We start from the raw sequence: 19,809 nt of genomic DNA, 5'->3' as shown, positions 1-19,809 counted from the left end.
AAGATGCGTAATTCCTACTATGTTTCTGAAGAAGAGCTAAAAAAACAGAGAGAAATAATGGAAGAAATTGCTTGGGAAAACAGAGGAAAAGAAGTGTATTATCACATTGAAACTTACGGATGCCAGATGAATGTGCACGACTCTGAAAAATTGGCTGGTATGCTGGAGGAAATGGGCTATAAATATACAGAAGATTTAGAAAAAGCAGATGTTTTACTTTTTAATACTTGTGCTGTGAGAGAACACGCGGAGGTAAGGGTATTAGGAAGAGTGTCCCAGATAAAGGAACTAAAAAATAGAAATCCCAATCTCATCATTGGTATTTCTGGATGTATGATGCAGGAAAAGCATATAGTGGAGGCTATAAGAGAAAAGTATCCTCATGTAGATATTGTTTTTGGCACTCACAATATTTATAAATTCCCGGAACTTCTATGGCAAGCCTTAAATTCTCGTGTGCAAGTGATAGATGTGATTGAAAATACTCAAAATGTAATTGAAGGGTTACCTATAAGAAGAGATAGCAATCTTAAAGCGTGGGTCAATATAATATACGGGTGCAACAATTTTTGCACCTACTGCATAGTTCCATACACGAGAGGAAGAGAAAAGAGCAGAAGGCCTGAAGACATAATAGCAGAGGTAAAAGAACTAGCAGAAAAAGGGTACAAAGAGATCACATTATTGGGTCAAAATGTAAATTCATACGGAAAGGACCTGGGGGGAGACATCAATTTTGCTAAGCTCCTTTATATGTTAAATGACATCAAAGGGATAGAGAGAATAAGGTTTATGACTTCCCACCCAAAGGATATTTCAGATGAATTAATATACGCTATGAGAGACCTCGACAAAGTATGTGAGCACCTCCATCTTCCTGTCCAGGCGGGCAGCAATAAAATATTAAAAAGGATGAACAGGCGTTATACTAGAGAGCATTACCTGGAAATAATTGATAAAGTCAGAGCCAATATTCCTGACATAGCAATTACAACAGACATAATTGTAGGATTTCCTGGAGAGACAGAAGAAGATTTCTTTCAGACTCTTGATTTGGTAGAAAGAGTAAGGTTTGACGGCGCTTACACTTTTATGTACTCTAAAAGGGCAGGGACTCCAGCAGCCTCCATGCCAGACCAGGTAGATGACGAAGTGAAAAAAGATCGTTTGATAAGGCTTATAGAGCTTCAGAACAAAATAAGCCTTGAAAAAAGTGCAGAACTCAAAGGGAAAGTAGTAGAAGTCCTTATAGAAGGAGTCAGCAAAAGAGACCCCAATAAGCTCACTTCACGCACTAGAACAAATAAAGTCGTCCATTTCATAGGAGACGAAAGTCTTATTGGCAAGTTGGCAAACGTGAAAATAACCGAGACTAAAGCCTGGACAATGCAAGGAGAATTGGTAGAAGTTCTAAGATAAAACTGCGCTCTAGAAAGAGCGCAGTTTTATGGTATAATAAAGAGGAGTCGGAGGTGCTAAAAATGTCTGTAACTCCAATGATGGAACAGTACCTTAAAATAAAGGAAAAATACAAGGATGCGATACTTTTTTTCCGCCTTGGTGACTTTTATGAGATGTTTTACGAAGATGCAGAAATTGCAGCAAAAGAACTTGAAATTGCTTTAACTGGCAGAGATGCAGGAACAGAAGAAAGGGCTCCCATGGCAGGAGTTCCATATCATGCAGCAGATTTCTACATTGATAAGCTTGTAAAAAAGGGATATAAAGTCGCCATATGTGAGCAATTAGAAGACCCATCAAAAGCAAAAGGCTTGGTAAAAAGAGATGTGGTGCGAATATACACTCCAGGGACTATAATAAATCCTGAGTCCATGGATGAAAAATCTAACAATTATCTAGTTTCTGTATATAGAGAAAAAGACAATTACGGTATTTGTGCCGTTGATGTGACAACAGGAGAGCTTTATGCTACAGAAATTAAAAACTGTAAAAACGGGAAAAGAATATACGATGAAATAGCCAAATACAGTCCTTCTGAGATAATTTCCAATGAAGAATTTTTAAAAAACAATAAATACATAAAAGTATTTAAAAACAACAACTGTGCTGTCAATGCCTATAAGCCTTTAAACTATGAGGCAAGTTCTGAGCTCATTGAAAAGCAATTTGACAAAAAAGTAGAAGAGTTAGAGCTTGAGGATAAAAAATTTGTAATTCATTCCCTTGGAGCCTTACTTTCGTATCTAAAAGAGCTTCAAAAAACTTCTTTAAAACACATAAATAAATTGACTTTATACCAGGATAATTCCTATATGGGCCTTGACAGTAACGCAATACGCAATCTGGAAATTCTGGAGTCTAACAGAAACAAGTCAAAAAAAGGTTCTCTCTTAGGAGTGTTGGATAGAACTGTTACTCCTATGGGAGGCAGGCTTCTAAAAAAATGGCTAGAAGAGCCTTTAATCGACAAAGATGAGATAGAAAAAAGGCTTGATGCAGTAGAAGAACTTTTCAACAATTACAGAGAGAGAATTGAGTTGAAAGAACTCCTCAATAAAGTATACGATCTAGAAAGGCTAGCGAGCAAAATAGTGTATCAAAGTGTTACGCCTAAAGATTTCATTTCTATAAAGCTTTCTTTACAAAACTTGCCAAAGATAAAGAATATTTTATCAAAATTTTCTTCCAGGCTTTTAAAAGAAATTTATGAAAAATTAGATGTTTTGCAAGACGTATATGAACTTATAGATAAATCTATAAAAGACGACCCTTCCAATCAGTTGAAAGAGGGAAATATCATAAAAGACGGATACAATGAAATGGTAGATAAATTGAGAAAGGCCTCAACTGAAGGTAAAAACTGGATTGCAAATTTAGAGGCTGATGAGAGGGAAAAGACAGGAATTAAAAACTTGAGGATAGGCTATAATAAGGTATTCGGGTATTACATTGAAGTTACAAAGTCAAACATTCCTCAGGTACCAGATAGGTATATCAGAAAACAAACACTGGCTAATGCAGAAAGGTATGTGACGCCAGAGCTTAAGGAAATTGAAGAGACAATACTGGGAGCGGAGGAAAAGCTAATTGAGCTGGAATATGAGCTTTTCAATGAAATAAGAGAAAAAGTAGAACTTCAGATAGTGAGAATTCAAAACACTGCAAAATACATAGCTATAATAGATGTTTTAATATCTTTCGCAGAAGTAGCTGAAACAAATAAATACGTGAAGCCGATTGTGGATTATGAAGACAGGATTGTCATAAAGGAAGGCCGTCATCCTGTCGTTGAGACGATTTCTGATGAAGGATTTGTGGCAAACGACATAGACATAGGGCCAGAAAACCCAATCATGATAATAACAGGCCCTAATATGGCAGGTAAGTCTACTTACATGAGACAGGTAGCTCTTATAGTTCTCATGGCTCAAGTTGGGTGCTTTGTACCGGCTTCCTACGCTAGGATAGGGATAGTAGACAAGATATTTACAAGAGTAGGGGCTTCTGATGACATCTTTGCTGGCCAGAGCACATTTATGGTAGAAATGTCTGAGGTGGCAAACATACTTCATTCTGCTACAAGTAAAAGCCTGATTATTTTGGACGAGGTTGGAAGAGGTACTAGCACTTACGATGGGATGAGCATTGCACAGGCTGTGATTGAGTATATCCATGAAAAGATAAAGGCCAAAACTTTGTTTGCTACCCACTACCATGAGCTTACCAAGTTAGAAGGCAAGTTAAGAGGAGTGAGAAATTTTAATGTATCAGTAGAGGAAAGGGAAGATGACATAATATTTCTTCACAAAATAGTCCCAGGCGGTTCAGATAGAAGTTATGGGATACAGGTTTCGAAATTAGCAGGGCTACCTTACAGCATAATTGAAAGAGCTAAAGAAATCCTTGAAGCTTTAGAAAGGGATAAAGCAGTCAAAAACGAGTTAGAAGAGGCAGTCTCTCAGTTTGCTTTTACTCAGATAGACATATTTTCTTCTGCTAAAGATGCTCTGATAGAAGAGATTGCAAATTGCGATCCTGACAATATGACTCCTCTTCAGGCATTGACTTATCTTTATAAGCTGAAAGAGAAGGCTGCCTCATTAAGGAGCGGAGTGATATGAATAAAATTCATCTTCTCGACGAAAAAACGGTAAACAAGATAGCTGCCGGAGAAGTGGTTGAAAGACCTGCCTCAATTGTCAAAGAGCTAGTAGAAAATTCTATTGATGCAGGAAGTAAAAACATCACAGTAGAAATTTTAGAAGGAGGTATCCCTTATATAAAGGTTACGGACGATGGATGCGGAATGAATGAGATTGATGCAGTTCTGGCTTTTGAAAGACATGCTACGAGTAAAATAAGATCCGATGAAGATCTTTTCAATATAACAACTTTGGGGTTTAGAGGAGAAGCACTCGCCAGCATTGCAGCTGTCTCAAAAGTTGTATTACAGACGAAGGAAGAAAATGAGACTTTTGGCACTAGATTAGTAGTAGAGGGTGGAAAAATATTAGAAAAGACTAGATGTGGATGCCAAAAGGGGACTTCTGTTGAAGTAAAAGATGTGTTTTTTAACACGCCTGCGAGAAGAAAATTTTTAAAAAGGCCCTCTACAGAAGCGATGTACGTAACAGAAGTGGTTACTAGATTGTGTCTTTCAAACCCTGGCATTTCTTTTAAGTACGTGAAAGACAAAAAGGTACAGTTTATCACTTCTGGAAATGGAAGTATAGAAGACGTAATTTTGAGGCTTTTTGGCAAGGAGGTACATTCTGCCCTTATTTTTTCAGAATTTGAAGCGGAGGATTTGAAGGTAAAGGCTTTTGCCACAAAGAATTTTCTAAATTATTCTAACAGAAATATGCAGTTTTTTTATGTAAATGGCAGGTACGTAAAAAACAAGACTTTGTCGGCAGCTGTTGATGAGGCTTTTAAAACTTATGTGCCTTCTGACAGATATCCAGGGGTGTTTTTATACCTTGAAATAAATCCTCGCTTTATAGATGTCAATATTCACCCTTCAAAACTTGAAGTTAAATTTTCTGACGATAGAAGAATTTTTGAGTCTGTGTACAGGACCATAAGGGAAGCTCTCAGAGAAAGCAACTTAATACCAGAGGTAAAGCTGGAAAAAGACTTAAAAAATGAGGAAGGGCAAATAGGAGAGCAGGTAAAATTATCTTTACCTCTTTTTGAAGTAAAAGAAAAAACTGATGATGGAGCTATTTTTGTAAGAGAAGAGGTAAAAACTGAAGAAAAGATTGACAAAGCGCCTAAACATGAGAGTTCTTCTGACAGTGAAAGAAATGTAAAAAGACTCAGCGATATAAGGATAGTAGGGACTCTCTTTTCTACTTATGTGATTGTAGAAAAAGGTGATGTATTTTATATAATTGACCAGCATGCTGCTCACGAGAGAATTTTATACGAAAAGTTAGTCTCTCAATACGAAAGAGTGCAGTCAAGACAGGTGACTTTCCCAATTGTTGTTGAATTGCAGCCTGGCGACATGGAAATTGTAGGCCAGGAAAGGGAGCTTTTATACAAGCTAGGGTATGTTTTTGAGGAATTTGGGAATAATTCTGTTGTGTTAAGAGAGGTTCCTGTAATCTTAGGTCAACCTGAGGCTAAAAAACTGTTTGTAGAAATTGTAGAAAGGCTGCGGGACAAAGATTTTTCTAGTAAGGTTTCTTTTAAAGAGGAAGAAATAGCGACAATGGCCTGCAAGGCTGCAGTAAAAGCCATGGACACCCTTTCCGAAAATGAAATCTATAAGCTTTTTGAGGATTTAAAAATAGCTGAAAATCCTTATACCTGTCCACATGGCAGGCCTGTCATAATTTCCATGACTAAGACCCAGCTTGAGAAGATGTTTAAACGAATCAAGTAAGGGTGATGGGATGGCTATACAAATTGTTCTTATTGTAGGGCCTACTGCCACTGGAAAATCAAGATTGGCTGTTGATGTAGCAAAGAGATTTAACGGTGAAGTAGTCTCTGCTGATTCCATGCAGATTTACAAATACATGGACATTGGCACAGCGAAAATTACAAAGGAAGAGATGCAAGGCATACCTCACCACATGATAGACATAGTGGAACCTAACGAAGAATTTAGCGTAGCAGAATATGAAAAGAGAGCAAAGGCTATCATTAAAGACATCCATGAAAGAGGAAAACTTCCCATAATTGTTGGAGGCACGGGACTTTACATAAATTCCATCGTTTACATCATGCACTTTTCTGATTTTGAAGGCAGCAAGGAATTTAGAGAAAAGATGAAAAAACTCGCTGAAACTTACGGTACCAGTTATTTGTATGAAAAGTTAAAAGAAGTGGACCCAGAGGCAGCGAGGAAAATTCATCCCAATGATTTAAGGAGAATTATAAGGGCCTTAGAAGTGTACGAATTTACGGGAAAACCTATTTCTCATTATCAGAAGATGAGCGGAATGCGAAAAAATCCCGAATATGATCCGATAATGATAGGGTTAAACTATAAAAACAGGCAGCTTTTGTACGAAAAAATTAATAGAAGAGTAGATGAGATGATAAAAAATAATTTAGTCGAAGAAGTGGTAAACTTGCTAAAAATCGGGTATAATAAATATGGCACTTCAATGCAGGCTTTAGGTTACAAAGAAATTGTCGAGTATTTAAATGGGGAAATTTCTTTAGAGGAAGCCGTAGAGAAAATCAAAAAGGGGGCAAGGAGGTATGCGAAGAGACAGATCACGTGGTTTAAGGCTTATGACTTTATCAAATGGTTTTTTGTAGATGACTATAAAACCTATGAGGAACTTCGAGAAAATATTTTTGAATACTTGGCAGGAAAATTGAAATTTTGATAGAATATAACTAAATGATACATATTAAAGAAGGGGGATAAAGATGGCAAGTTCAAAAGCAGCTATTAATTTACAAGACATCTTTTTAAATCAAGTGAGAAAGGAGCATGTACCAGTCACAGTATACCTTATAAATGGGTTTCAGCTCAAAGGTACAGTGAAAGGATTTGACAATTTTACAGTTGTGTTAGAATCTGAAAGCAAACAGCAGCTTCTAATTTACAAACATGCGATTTCTACTATCTCTCCTCAAAAGCCTGTCATCTTCTCAGGTTCTGAGAAAGATGATAAGAAGGAGGAGTAAGATCAAAAAAACAGTATTAGGCCTAACTAATACTGTTTTTTTGAAATAATTTAAAAAACAGGGGAGTTTTAAAGGATGAAAATTGGCTTTATAGGTGCCGGGAACATGGGCATGGCCCTTATAAAGGGTATTTTGAAGTCAGACTTTGTGGAAGCAGAAGACTTGATACTTTATGACCCTGTAAGAGAAAAAGTAGAAGGATTGGAAAGAGAGTTTGGGACAGTTACTGCTAAAGACAATCTAGAATTAACTGAAAAATCGGATGTAGTAATAGTAGCGGTAAAGCCAAATGTTTACGATGAAGTGCTCAAGGAAATTAGAGAAAAAGTGACAGAGGAAAAAATAATAATCACGATAGCTCCAGGGATTACTATAGACCATGTAAAAAAGCTTTTGGGCAGGGGGAAAATAGTTAGGACAATCCCTAATACTCCTGCGTTAATAGGAGAAGGCATAACGGCCGTTACATATTCCGAAGAAGTAAAAGAAGAAGACAAAGAACTTGTGCGAAAGATTTTTAGCACTTGTGGAGAAATAGTGGAGATAGAAGAAAAGTTAATAGATGTGGCAATGGCCGTGTCAAGTTGCAGCCCAGCCTTCGTATACATGTTTATAGAAGCCTTAGCAGACGGAGGAGTCCTGCTGGGATTGCCAAGAGATGTAGCTTATAAACTGGCTTCTAAAGCGGTATCTGGAGCGGGAAGCATGGTATTTAAGACAGGCTTTCATCCAGGACAGTTAAAAGACATGGTCACTTCTCCGGGGGGAACTACTATAGAAGGCATAAGAGTTTTGGAAAAAAGCGGTATGAGAAGTGCGGTGATTGAAGCTGTGATTGCAGCTTATCAGAAGGCAAAAGGGCTGAAATAAAATGAAAAATAATAACGAAATAGTAGAAATCTACACAGATGGGGCTTGCAGCGGCAATCCTGGACCAGGCGGCTGGGCGGCAGTTTTGATATATAAAGGAATAAAAAAAGAAATATCAGGGTTTGAAGAAAACACCACAAATAACAGGATGGAATTAAAGGCAGCCATTGAGGGTTTAAAGGCTTTAAAAAGGCCTTGTAAGGTGAATTTATATAGCGACAGCAGTTATTTAATAAACGCTTTTAATGAGGGATGGATTGAAAAGTGGCAGAAGAACAACTGGCTTAAATCTGACAAAACTCCAGTAGAAAATCAGGACTTATGGAAAGAGTTATTAGAAGTTTCTAAACCGCATCAGATAAACTGGATTAAGGTTAAAGGTCATTCTGATAATGAGTACAACAACTTGTGCGACAGACTGGCCACAGAACAAATAAAAAAACACATAAAAGAGAATCCCTAAGTTTTGGGATTCTCTTTTAGTTTTTGTGCTTGATTTTTCCTTGTTTGTGTGGTACCATAGATTATGTAATTATACGAAATATCTATTTCGTATAATTAGATTTTGGACTATAAAAAGAAAGGAGCTTTCATTTATGGAGGCTTTAAAGTATCCCCCTATATTGGAAGAGTTTCTGAACTACTTCTCCACTGTAAAAGCCAGGTCACCTAATACTATAAAGGCTTACGCTTATGACCTTATTTTATTTTTCCGCTTTTTAAAGAAAAGGCGCGGAAAAGTAAGCGATGATATTCCCTTTGATGAAATAAACATTTCTGACGTTGATATCGACCTTATAGAGTCTGTTGATTTAAACGACCTTTATGCCTATCTTTCTTTTGTGACAAATGAAAGGTCTAATACTCCCCCTGCTCGCGCAAGAAAAGTTGCAAGTCTAAGGTCTTTTTACAATTACCTTTACAGAAAAGCAAAAGTCATAAGTAAAAATCCTACACAGGAATTAGAATCTCCTAAACTTTCAGTAAGGCATCCTATTTATCTGACCTTAGAAGAAAGCAAAAAGCTTTTAAACTCTATAGATGGTCCTTTTAAAGAAAGAGATTACGCTATTATAACTCTTTTTCTAAACTGTGGTTTAAGGGTTTCAGAGCTTGTAAATATAAATCTTGATGATATAAAAGAAGACAAATTGACTGTCATAGGAAAAGGAAATAAGCAGCGGACTATCTACCTAAATGAGGCTTGTATAAAGGCTATAAGCGATTACCTCAAAGTAAGGCCCAAAGAAGGCGTGAAAGACAAAAAGGCCCTGTTTTTGAGTAAAAGACTGAAGAGGATAAGCGTAAAAACTGTTCAATACTTGGTTAAAAAGCATTTAAAACATGCTAATTTAGAAGGCAAGAAATACTCTGCTCACAAACTTCGCCACACAGCAGCTACTTTAATGTACAGGTACGGAAACGTAGATATACGTACATTGCAAAAGCTTTTGGGGCATTCTAACGTTTCAACCACGCAGATTTACACACATGTGGACGACTCACAGCTTAGAGAGGCTGTGAATAAAAACCCCTTATCTCAAGAATAAATTCTGCTGAGAGCTATGGATATGGCCAATTTAACTTGAGGATAACTCAAGCCTCCCTGTACATAGGCAGTATAAGGCTCTCTTATAGGCGCATCGGCGCTTAGCTCTATAGAAGAACCTTGAATAAATCCGCCTGCTGCCATTATCACCTTGTCCTGATAGCCTGGCATGTCCCAAGGTTCGGGAAGTACATGAGCATCAACATAAGAGCCCAACTGTATTCCTTGAATAAAGGATATGAGCTCTTTCTCTGTTCTAAATTTTACAGCCTGTACTATATCTGTCCTCTCTTCATTGTATTCCGGCAGTACTTCATAACCCAAATCCGACATGACTTTTGAAAGAAGTACTGCCCCCTTTAAAGCTTCTCCAACTACTTTTGGAGCAAAAAACAGGCCTTGAAGTATCAGTCTATTAAAGCCAAGGGAGGGCCCTACTTCTTTTCCTATTCCTGGAGCGTAAAGCTTATAAGAAGCATTTTCCACAAGTTCTTTTTTACCCACCACGTAGCCTCCTGTAGGTGCAATCCCTCCTCCTATGTTTTTTATGAGAGAACCAGCTACGATATCAGCCCCTACTTCCGTAGGTTCTTTTTTTTCTGTGAACTCACCATAACAATTATCTACAAAGACTATTATGTCCTCTTTTACTTTTCTTATCTCTTTAATCACTTCCCCTATTTCCGCTATAGTAAAGGACTTTCTATAATCATATCCCTTTGACCTTTGAATCATTATCATCTTTGTTTTTGAAGTTATGGCCTTTTTTATGCCTTCTACATCCATTTCCCCATTTTCAAGAAGAGGAACTTCCTTATAAATAATACCGCACTCTCTTAAACTTCCCCTCCCCTCCCCTTTTATACCTATCACCTCTTCTAATGTATCATAGGGCTTTCCAGAAGCCGAAATTAGCTCTTCATTTGGTTTTAAATTGCCGAAAAGTACAATTGATATGGCATGGGTTCCAGAAACGATTTGAGGCCTTACTAAGGCGTCTTCTGCTCCAAAAATGCCAGCATATATTTTTTCTATCACATCTCTTCCAATATCGCCGTATCCATAACCTGTGGTTCCATTAAAGTGAATATCGCTCAATTTATTCTTTTGAAAATGGTATATCACTTTGTACTGGTTGTACTCGACTATTTCATCAATTTTTTTAAATATATCTAAACAGCTCTTTTCAGCGCTTTCTATCAATTCAATGACTTTTGGCGGAATATTAAAGTTGTTTTTTAAAAATTCCTGCGATGTCATTTTATCAACCTCTCTCTAGTCTTAAGTTTACAAGCAATACTATTATAGCACTCAAAAGAGTTTGTGAAAACACGAAAAGGTGATATAATTTATCTATAAAAGCAATTTACCAAGAAAAGAAGGTGTGTATGTGAGAATAGATTCCCATGTACATATATTGCCTCCAGAATTTATAAAGAATATTGATAAAAACATGGAGAGGGATGAACATTTCAAACTGCTGCACTCAAGCCCTAAAGCAAAATTCGCAACAGCAGAAGATGTGTTGGAAGAGATGAAAAAGGCTGGTATAGATAAAGCAGTGGTTTTTGGTTTCTCCTGTTTGGATATGGGGCTTGCAAGAGAATTTAATGATTATGTGATAGAAGTAGTAAAAAGGTACCCAGATAGATTTATAGGTTTTGCTGTCGTACCTTTAAATCACAAAGACACAGAAAAAGAGATCATAAGGTGTGTTGAAAAAGGACTAAAAGGGGTTGGCGAGATAATTCCCGAAGCTGTGAGGGTGGATATAAGCAAGCAAGATGAAATAGGCAAATTTGCTTCTATCTGCCGCGAATTAAATCTCCCAATATTGATGCATGTAAATGAGCTGGTAGGACATTACTATCCAGGAAAAGGTAAAATGGGCCCCGAGCAGGCTTATTCCTTTGCTTTAAACAATCCAGACAATGTGATAATTTACGCTCACTGGGGCGGAGGACTTCTTTTTTATGAATTAATGCCTGAAGTTAAAGAGACTTTAAAAAATGTCTATTATGACACTGCTGCTTCTCCTTACCTTTATATTCCACAAATATACCGTGCAGTAAAAATAATTGGAATAGAAGACAAGATTTTGTTTGGGAGTGACTTTCCTTTGCTCTCTCCTTTGCGCTATTACAAAGAATGGGAAAAAGTAGATTTAGAAGAACAGCTAAAAATAAAAATAGAAGGCGAAAATGCCTACAGGATCTTTTTTAAGACTTAATCTTCACGTATGTCAATGCTGTCTATTGTTATTAAATCTTCCTTTGTTATATTTACTTTATTCAAAACCCTCACAGCCTGCTTTCTTATTGCTTTTTCAATGATATTTCTCACCATTCTGGCATTCCCCATCTCTCTAGAGGCATCATTTTTTATCAGTATCTTCATAAGCTTTCTCTTTGCACTTTCTGTCAGTTTGTACTGCCTGTTTTTTACCATAACTTCAGCAATCTGCAGGAGTTCTTCAATTGTGTAATCTGGAAAATCTATTTGTATCGGGAATCTGGACCTTAAGCCCGGATTTGTGTTCAAAAAATATTCCATCTCGTATTTGTAACCTGCCAGAATTAAAATGAATTTGTTTCTATTGTCTTCCATTTCTTTTACTAAAGTATCTATGGCTTCTTTGCCAAAGTCTTTTTCTCCACCCCTTGCCAGAGAATACGCTTCATCTACAAACAAAATGCCTCCCAAGGCTTTTTTCATATTTTCCCTCACCCTATGGGCTGTATGTCCTATGTACTCCCCCACAAGGTCTGCTCTTTCAACTTCTACCACATGCCCCTTCTCCAGCACACCTATGCCTTTTAAGAGCTTCCCAAGAATCCTCGCCACAGTGGTCTTCCCTGTCCCAGGATTGCCTTTGAAAATCATATGAAGCACTATGGAGTCAGTGGCAAGGCCTTCTTTTTTGCGCTTCATCTGAAGTTGAGAAAAAGCGTAAATTTCATAAATAATCTCTTTCACTTTATGAAGCCCTATGAGAGAATTTAATTCTCTTAAAGCCTCTTCCTGCAGCTTTTTCTCATCCACCTGTTCCAATTCCTTAGATATCTCTTTTTCTGCCTTCTTTTCAATTCTATACCCTTCAAAAAATACGGGCCATATTCCCATATCACACCACATCCCAATATCATTTTCAATCCTATTTTATGATATTGGGATGTGGAAAGTGAAAGTTTTTAAACTTCTACTTTGACTTCTATGTCTTCTATCCCATCAAGAAGAGGTCTTACATGGTCTTCAATAAATTCCTTTACCTGATTTGCAGATCTGCCTGTAAACTTTCTTGGATCAGTAAGGTCAAGAATTTCCTCATGAGAAAGGCCAAATCTTTTATCCTGCTTGATATACTCAAGCAGTCTATTGTCTTCGCCATTTTTTACTTCTTCAGCAGCCTTTAAGGAATATACTCTTATGGCTTCGTGCAATTCCTGTCTATCTCCGCCCTTTTTCACAGCCGCCATTAAAATTTTTTCTGTAGCCATAAATGGAAGTTCTCTTTTTACGTTTTTCTCAATCACTTTTTCGTTCACTTTCAACCCGGAAGCTATGTTTATATAGAGATTTAAAATAGCGTCTGTTGCCAAAAACATCTCTGGAATCACTATTCTTCTATTCGCAGAATCATCCAGAGTCCTTTCAAACCACTGATTGGAAGCTGTAATGGAAGAATTGAGCAATGTTACAATCACATATCTACATAAGGCCGCCATCCTCTCACTTCTCATGGGATTTCTTTTATAGGCCATAGCAGAAGAACCAATTTGCTTTTCTTCAAAAGGTTCTTCGATTTCCCTTAAATGTTGCAAAAGCCTTATGTCGTTGCTAAACTTGTGGGCACTTTGAGCTATCCCACTTAACACAGATAAAATCATAAAATCGTACTTTCGAGTGTAAGTCTGACCTGTTACAGGAAAGGATTTTTTATACCCCATCTTTTCTACAACCAACCTGTCAAGCTCTTTTACCTTTTCCTCATCTCCATCAAAAAGTTCCATAAAACTAGCTTGAGTACCTGTCGTTCCTTTTACTCCTCTCAGCATCATGTTTTGACGCCTGTATCTTAAATCCTGAAGGTCAAGGATCAGGTCCTGTATCCAGAGACAGGCTCTTTTACCTACAGTTGTCAGCTGAGCAGGCTGAAAGTGAGTATAACCCAATGTTGGTAAATCTTTATATTTTAGTGCAAATTCAGAGAGGACTTTTATCGCTTTTAAAAGCTTTTTCTCAATTAGCTGAAGCCCTCTATCCATTAAAATAATATCCGTATTGTCATCTACAAACGCAGAAGTTGCGCCTAAGTGAATTATAGGCTTTGCTTTTGGGCATAAAAGACCATAAGCGTGAATATGAGCCATTACATCGTGCCTGAATTCTTTTTCGAACCTTTCCGCATCTTCATAATTTATATTTTCTATATTTTTTTCCATTTCTTCTATTTGTTCATTAGTTATATTAAGACCTAATTCCTTTTCACTTTTGGCTAAAGCCACCCACAATTTTCTCCAGGTTTTAAACTTCTCATCATCAGAAAAAATTTGTGCCATTTCTTTACTCGCATACCTTGTGACCAAAGGTGTTTCATAAACCTCTCTCATATTTCCTTCCTCCTGCTTTTAAAATATTTATTAAAGCCCCTGTAAGATGTAAAAACAGGGGCTTTTGTTTACGTTTTTATTCGCTTTATTCAGCTTTTACTTAAAAAATCCTCAATTCTGTCAAGGCCCTTCTTAATATTTTCAAGAGATGTAGCGTAGGACATCCTTATATAGTTGTCCATTCCAAAAGGCAAAGCAGGTACCACAGCTACATTTGCTCCGTCAATCAAAGCACTTGCAAAGTCCAAAGAACCGTTTATTGTCTTTCCATTTAACTCCCTACCAATGTATTTTTCTATATTTACCATCACATAAAAGGCTCCTTTTGGAGTAGAACATTTCAAATCTTTTATTTTATTTACCCTCTCCACCATATAAAGCCTTCTTCTGTTAAATTCTTCTTTCATTTTTTCTATTTCTTCTTCTCCTCCTTGTAAAGCAGCAACGCTAGCGTACTGGGCAATTGAATTGGGGTTTGATGTAGTGTGACTTTGAATATTTGACATGACTTTTGCAACTTCTAGTGAAGAAGCCGTATAGCCTATTCTCCATCCAGTCATGGCATAGGCCTTTGACATGCCATTAACTACAATTGTGAGTTCTTTAATTTTTTCTCCAAAAGAAGCGATGCTAACGTGTTCTCCTTCGTATATGAGTTTTTCGTATATTTCATCAGAAATCACAAAAATATTTGCTTCTTCAACTACTCTGGCAATTTCTTCTAACTCTTCTTTAGTGTAGACAGCTCCTGAAGGATTGTTTGGGCTATTTAAAATTATAGCTTTTGTCTTTGGAGTTATGGCATTTTCTAACTCTTCAGCGGTTATTTTAAAATCATTTTCTTCCTTTGTATGAACGAAAACAGGTTTTCCGTAGGCTAATCTTACCATTTCAGGATAACTGAGCCAGTAAGGTACAGGTATTATCACTTCATCGCCAGGATTTAAAATTGCAGAAAGAGCATTGTATATCGAATGTTTTGCGCCGTTTGAAACCACAATTTGTTCGGGAGTGTAACTAAGTCCGTTATCTTTTAGCAATTTTTCGCATATAGCCTTTTTTAACTCGGGAATTCCTGATGAAGGAGTGTATTTAGTATATCCTCTCTTTATAGCGTCAATAGCAGCTTCTTTTATGTAGGAAGGAGTATCAAAATCCGGTTCACCGACTCCAAAGTCTATGACATCCACTCCTTGGGCTTTCAGCTGTTTTGCTTTTGCCGTTATCTCTAAAGTCATTGAAGGAGTAATTTGTAAAGCATTTTGAGATAAATTCAATTTTTACACCTCCAAATTGTCATATGAATCACAATTATTATTTTAACTTATAAGTTTTCAAATTTCTATCCAAATTTCTAGCTTTACTTTTTAAAATTTCTACGTTTTTATAATCCAGTTTTACTGTACCTAGTAAGTCTCTTCCATCAACTTCTATCCCGTGAAAATCTGAACCTCCCGTGATGATTAAATTGTATTGCTTTGCTTTTTCAAAATATTTCTCAACATCTCTTTCTGTGTGTTTTGAATGAAACACCTCAATACCTACAAGGTTTCTTTTTACCAACTCTTCAATGACACTGTCATCAGAAAGAAGTCCTGGATGAGCGAGTACAGGCACTCCTCCATTTTCCAAGATCAAGTCTATAGCCTCCATAGGAGTGATGCGGTATCTTTCTACATAGGCAGGGCCTCCAACTCCTATGTACTTCTCAAAAGCTTCTTTTACACTTCCCACATAATTCTTCTTCACCATGGCCCTTGCTATGTGAGGTCTTCCTATAAACTTTTCACTTGTAAACTCCAGCACATCTTCGATAGTGATTTTAATCCCTAAGTCGTTAAGTTTTTTTAATATCGCTCTTGCTCTGTCATTTCTAAGCTTTTTCATCTCTTCAAGTTTGTCAACAAAGCCTCTATCTTCATAGTCTATGTAGTAGCCTAAAATGTGCACTTCCTGGTCTTTATAGTAGCAGTTAAATTCAATACCAGGGATGACTTCTATGCCAAGTTCAAAAGATGCTTCTATTGCTTCTTGAAGGCCGTCCACTGTATCGTGGTCTGTCAATGCAATACATGAAAGTCCATGCGCTTTTGCTAATCTAACTACTTCGCGAGGAGAGTTTGTGCCATCTGAAGCTTTTGAATGCATGTGCAAATCGGCAAACATTTCCTCCAACCTTTCTTTTAGCATAATTTTTTCTAAAAATTTAAAATAACCTGCGAAGCGCAGGTTATTCCTCATCTAGGTTCAACAATCAATTTTATTGCTGTCCTTTCTTCCCCGTCTATCTCAATATCTGTAAAAGCAGGAATGCAAATTAAGTCGATCCCGCTGGGAGCCACAAACCCCCTTGCAATTGCGACAGCTTTTACAGCTTGATTTATTGCCCCTGCCCCTATAGCCTGTACTTCTGCACCACCCCGTTCTCTTATCACTCCTGCCAATGCCCCTGCTACAGCATTTGGATTAGATTTTGCTGAAACTTTTAATACTTCCATTATTTTTTCCCCCTTAAAAATAATTTTCTCATGGTTTAAATATTCTACACCAATTTAAAAAATCCTTCTTTTTTATGTACAAATTTTATTAATTCTTTCTATGCTCAAAGATTTGCCTGTATTTTCATCCACCTCAATCACTATCCCATTTATTTGCGCAGGACCTTTTGCTACTTCAAAGCGGAGAGGTACAGAAGAAGTAAATCTCTTTATTATCAGTTCTTTATCTATTCCAAGGACAGATTCATAAGGCCCTGTCATCCCTATATCAGTGATATAAGCAGTGCCATTTGGTAAGATTTTTTCATCGGCTGTCTGAACGTGAGTATGCGTTCCAAAAACGCAGCTCACTTTTCCATCTAGGAAATAACCCATCGCTATCTTTTCCGAAGTAGCCTCTGCATGGAAATCCACCAGTATAATGTTTGTCTCGGCTTTTAATTTTTCTACCTCTTCTATTGCCACAAAAAAGGGATTTCTATTGCAGGGCATAAATGTAGTCCCTTGAAGGTTTAACACGCCCACTTTTACTCCATCGAGGTTTATCACAGCAGAACCTCTGCCAGGAGTCCCTTCTAGATAGTTGGCAGGTCTTAAAATTCGAGGTTCCTCATCTATGAACTGAAGTATTTCTTTCTGGTCCCATACGTGGTTTCCAGTAGTTAAAAGAGAAATTCCCATTTCAAAAAGTTCGTCAGCTACTTTTCTGGTTATTCCATTTCCTCCTGCTGCATTTTCACCATTTGCTATTACCAAATTTACATTATAAAAGTTTTTTAACTCTTCTAGATGTTCTTTCAAGGCATTTCTACCAGGTCTTCCAACTATATCTCCTATAATGAGTATTCTCATTTTCTACCTCCGAGTAAAATTTTTTAGAAAAACTCCTACCAATTATTATTGCACAAATTTATAAACTTTTAAAGCGTGCGAAACGCACGCTTTTTTTCAAAATCTTTATTTTGCATAATCAATAGCCACCGTCTCCCTTATGACTGTCACTTTAATCTGTCCAGGATATTCCACTTCTTCTTCAATCTTCTTGCTTATATTTCTAGCCAATATCACAAGTTCGTCATCGCTTATAGCCTCAGGTTTTACCATTATCCTTATTTCTCTTCCTGCCTGAATAGCATAAGCTTTTTCCACGCCTTCAAAAGAATTAGCAATTTGCTCTAACTTATCAAGCCTCTTTATATAAGCCTCTAAAGCCTCCCGCCTTGCACCCGGTCTGGCCGCCGAAATCGCATCAGCTGCCTGAACCAGAACTGCTTCAATCGTTTGAGGCTCAACATCATTGTGATGAGCCATAATCGCATGTACCACTGCGTCAGACTCGTGATATCTTTTTGCAAGCTCTGCACCTATCATCACGTGAGGGCCTTCCACTTCATGGTCTACAGCCTTTCCTATGTCGTGCAAAAGCCCTGCTCTTTTAGCAATTGAGGCATCTGCCCCTAATTCATAAGCCATAAGCCCAGCAAGATGAGCAACTTCTATGGAATGCTTGAGAACATTTTGACCATAGCTAGTTCTGAATTTGAGTCTTCCCAGAAGTTTTATGAGTTCAGGGTGCAATCCGTGTACGCCTACTTCAAAAGCCGCTTCTTCTCCAGCCTTTATTATCATGTTGTCTACTTCTTTCTTGGCTTTTTCTACCATTTCCTCTATCCTTGCTGGGTGTATTCTGCCATCTTCAATCAACTTCTCAAGGGCAATTCTCGCTATTTCTCTTCTTATCGGATCAAAACCAGAGATTACTACTGCCTCAGGTGTATCGTCAATTATTAGGTCAATTCCTGTAAGAGTTTCAATTGTCCTTATGTTTCTACCTTCTCTTCCAATAATGCGTCCTTTCATCTCATCGTTGGGCAGTGTAACTACTGAAACAGTTGTTTCTGCCGCATGGTCAGCGGCACATCGCTGTATAGCTAATCCCACGATTTCTCTTGCTCTTCTGTCTGCTTCTTCTTTGGCTTTGTTTTCCATTTCTTTAATCATTACTGCCATGTCATGCTGTATTTCTTTCTGTACACTTTCTAACAGTATACTTTTCGCTTCTTCCTGAGTAAGACCGGAGATTCTTTCCAATTCCTCCAGTTGTTTTTTGTGAAGCAGAGTTATTTGTTCTTCTAGCTGTTGAATTTCTTTTTGCTTTTGTTCTAATAAGATTTCTTTTTGTTCGAGACTTTCGGCTCTTTTTTCAAGTATCTCTTCTTTTTGGAGAAGCCTTTTTTCAAGTCTTTGAAGTTCACCTCTTCTGTCTCTTACTTCTTTTTCAAAATCGGATCTTAAGCGGTGAATTTCTTCTTTGGCTTCCAGTAAGGCTTCTCTCTTTTTATTCTCAGCGTCCTTCTTAGCGCTTTCTAGAATAGTCCGCGCCAGGTTTTCGGCACTTTTTATTTTAGACTCTGCAATGACTTTGCGTGACAGAAAACCTGCTAGAAAGCCGATTAGTATTGCAATAAGTGCTGTGATTATCAATCCAACATAGCTTATACTCCTACACCTCCTTAGTAGATGATTCATATTCTATTTTAGACCCTTTACAAAATTATGTCAAGTTCAATGCCTTTTCAATATTTTCAATTTCAAAGCCATTGGTATAGAGATATTTTTTTAATTTTTGAATTTCTCTGTGGGAGTTTTTCTTTTTCTCCACAATCTGCCTTATTACTTCCACTTCTTTCTCGTGAGGGTAAATACTTTCTAATACCTTTTCTATTATCTCTTTCTCTACGCCTCTTTTCAAAAGCTCATAGTATATCCTTCTTCTGCTGTACAGACTTTGCATTTTTTCTTCCACAAAAAATTTAGCGTAATTCTCATCATTTACATAATCGTATTCTTTTGCTTTTGATACTGCTTCTCCTATTGCTTCCTCAGAAAAGCCTTTTAATTTGAGTTTATCTGCAAGCTGTTTTTCTGTAAGCATTTTTCTCGAAAGGAGTCTAAAAGCGTGGTTTTTAGCTTCTTTAGCCTCTATGTAGTTTACATAATATTTATACTGTTCACTGGTTATCTCTTTTCCTTCCTCAATTCCCAGCATAAAGAAAGTTTCAGCATCGCAGGTAAAAGCATATTCTCCGTCAATAAATACATCGTACTTTGAACTTTTTTCTCTCTTTATGATTCTAGTAATTAGCATACTTCTTCACCTTTTAACAAA

18 protein-coding genes are annotated in these 19,809 nt (G+C 37.2%); 9 read left to right on the top strand and 9 right to left on the bottom strand.

Features of this window, described 5'->3' with window-relative positions; translation table 11 throughout:
• The first annotated feature begins 3 nt into the window (after positions 1-3).
• The 8 genes from miaB to EV203_RS10190 all read left to right on the top strand — a co-directional run bounded on the left by miaB (position 4) and on the right by EV203_RS10190 (position 9,533).
• Entirely contained in the window at positions 4-1,419 is a 1,416-nt protein-coding gene (gene miaB / locus EV203_RS10225) for a tRNA (N6-isopentenyl adenosine(37)-C2)-methylthiotransferase MiaB (RefSeq protein ID WP_011025651.1), read from the top strand.
• Positions 1,420-1,481: 62 nt separating this feature from the next.
• Positions 1,482-4,082 carry a DNA mismatch repair protein MutS gene (mutS, locus tag EV203_RS10220; protein WP_041587158.1) on the top strand — a complete coding sequence of 867 codons (2,601 nt, stop codon included), beginning with the start codon at positions 1,482-1,484 and terminating at the stop codon, positions 4,080-4,082.
• On the top strand, positions 4,079-5,851 hold the full coding sequence (gene mutL, locus EV203_RS10215) for a DNA mismatch repair endonuclease MutL (protein WP_011025653.1): 1,773 nt from the start codon (positions 4,079-4,081) through the stop codon (positions 5,849-5,851). Before mutS ends, mutL begins: the two co-directional genes overlap by 4 nt.
• Positions 5,852-5,861: 10 nt before the next feature.
• On the top strand, positions 5,862-6,809 hold the full coding sequence (gene miaA / locus EV203_RS10210; RefSeq protein WP_132040454.1) for a tRNA (adenosine(37)-N6)-dimethylallyltransferase MiaA: 948 nt from the start codon (positions 5,862-5,864) through the stop codon (positions 6,807-6,809).
• 43 nt (positions 6,810-6,852) lie between these two features.
• Positions 6,853-7,113, top strand: coding sequence for an RNA chaperone Hfq (gene hfq, locus EV203_RS10205; RefSeq protein ID WP_011025654.1), 261 nt, complete (start codon positions 6,853-6,855; stop codon positions 7,111-7,113).
• Between the two features lie 75 nt (positions 7,114-7,188).
• A complete protein-coding gene (gene proC, locus EV203_RS10200; RefSeq protein WP_011025655.1) occupies positions 7,189-7,983 on the top strand; it encodes a pyrroline-5-carboxylate reductase in 795 nt (264 codons plus the stop codon).
• A 1-nt stretch (position 7,984) separates the two neighbouring features.
• Positions 7,985-8,446, top strand: a complete 462-nt coding sequence (gene rnhA / locus EV203_RS10195; protein ID WP_011025656.1) for a ribonuclease HI — start codon at positions 7,985-7,987, stop codon at positions 8,444-8,446.
• Between the two features lie 133 nt (positions 8,447-8,579).
• Positions 8,580-9,533, top strand: coding sequence for a tyrosine recombinase XerC (locus EV203_RS10190; protein ID WP_132040452.1), 954 nt, complete (start codon positions 8,580-8,582; stop codon positions 9,531-9,533).
• On the opposite strand, the gene EV203_RS10185 is transcribed toward EV203_RS10190, so the two are convergent.
• Positions 9,524-10,792 (bottom strand): methionine gamma-lyase family protein, encoded by a 1,269-nt coding sequence (locus EV203_RS10185; RefSeq protein ID WP_009610799.1) that lies wholly within the window; start codon positions 10,790-10,792, stop codon positions 9,524-9,526. The genes EV203_RS10190 and EV203_RS10185 overlap by 10 nt on opposite strands.
• 130 nt (positions 10,793-10,922) lie before the next feature.
• Between EV203_RS10185 and EV203_RS10180 the strand changes: the two genes are divergently transcribed.
• Entirely contained in the window at positions 10,923-11,762 is an 840-nt protein-coding gene (locus EV203_RS10180) for an amidohydrolase family protein (protein WP_041587159.1), read from the top strand.
• Here EV203_RS10180 and spoVK read toward each other — a convergent pair.
• From spoVK to EV203_RS10140, 8 genes are all read right to left on the bottom strand, one after another.
• On the bottom strand, positions 11,759-12,655 hold the full coding sequence (gene spoVK / locus EV203_RS10175; protein WP_132040450.1) for a stage V sporulation protein K: 897 nt from the start codon (positions 12,653-12,655) through the stop codon (positions 11,759-11,761). The two genes, EV203_RS10180 and spoVK, sit on opposite strands and share 4 nt — an antisense overlap.
• A gap of 68 nt (positions 12,656-12,723) precedes the next feature.
• The gene (gene purB, locus EV203_RS10170) at positions 12,724-14,142 is read right to left on the bottom strand and encodes an adenylosuccinate lyase (RefSeq protein WP_132040448.1); all 1,419 of its coding nucleotides are present in this window, start codon (positions 14,140-14,142) and stop codon (positions 12,724-12,726) included.
• Positions 14,143-14,231: 89 nt separating this feature from the next.
• Positions 14,232-15,419, bottom strand: a complete 1,188-nt coding sequence (locus EV203_RS10165) for a pyridoxal phosphate-dependent aminotransferase (RefSeq protein WP_043884136.1) — start codon at positions 15,417-15,419, stop codon at positions 14,232-14,234.
• Between the two features lie 37 nt (positions 15,420-15,456).
• Entirely contained in the window at positions 15,457-16,308 is an 852-nt protein-coding gene (locus tag EV203_RS10160) for a PHP domain-containing protein (RefSeq protein WP_041587321.1), read from the bottom strand.
• A gap of 71 nt (positions 16,309-16,379) precedes the next feature.
• Positions 16,380-16,640, bottom strand: coding sequence for a stage V sporulation protein S (locus EV203_RS10155; protein WP_022587739.1), 261 nt, complete (start codon positions 16,638-16,640; stop codon positions 16,380-16,382).
• Between the two features lie 72 nt (positions 16,641-16,712).
• Positions 16,713-17,492, bottom strand: a complete 780-nt coding sequence (locus EV203_RS10150; protein WP_011025662.1) for a TIGR00282 family metallophosphoesterase — start codon at positions 17,490-17,492, stop codon at positions 16,713-16,715.
• 105 nt (positions 17,493-17,597) lie between these two features.
• A complete protein-coding gene (gene rny / locus EV203_RS10145; protein WP_132040446.1) occupies positions 17,598-19,124 on the bottom strand; it encodes a ribonuclease Y in 1,527 nt (508 codons plus the stop codon).
• A gap of 70 nt (positions 19,125-19,194) precedes the next feature.
• Positions 19,195-19,788, bottom strand: coding sequence for a regulatory protein RecX (locus EV203_RS10140; RefSeq protein ID WP_009610678.1), 594 nt, complete (start codon positions 19,786-19,788; stop codon positions 19,195-19,197).
• Positions 19,789-19,809 lie beyond the last annotated feature (21 nt).

It is taken from the genome of Caldanaerobacter subterraneus (genome assembly GCF_004345675.1).
Classification (GTDB): domain Bacteria; phylum Bacillota; class Thermoanaerobacteria; order Thermoanaerobacterales; family Thermoanaerobacteraceae; genus Thermoanaerobacter; species Thermoanaerobacter subterraneus.
The sequence above is the reverse complement of the archived record's forward strand: the minus strand, read 5'-3'. Positions and strand labels throughout refer to the sequence as shown.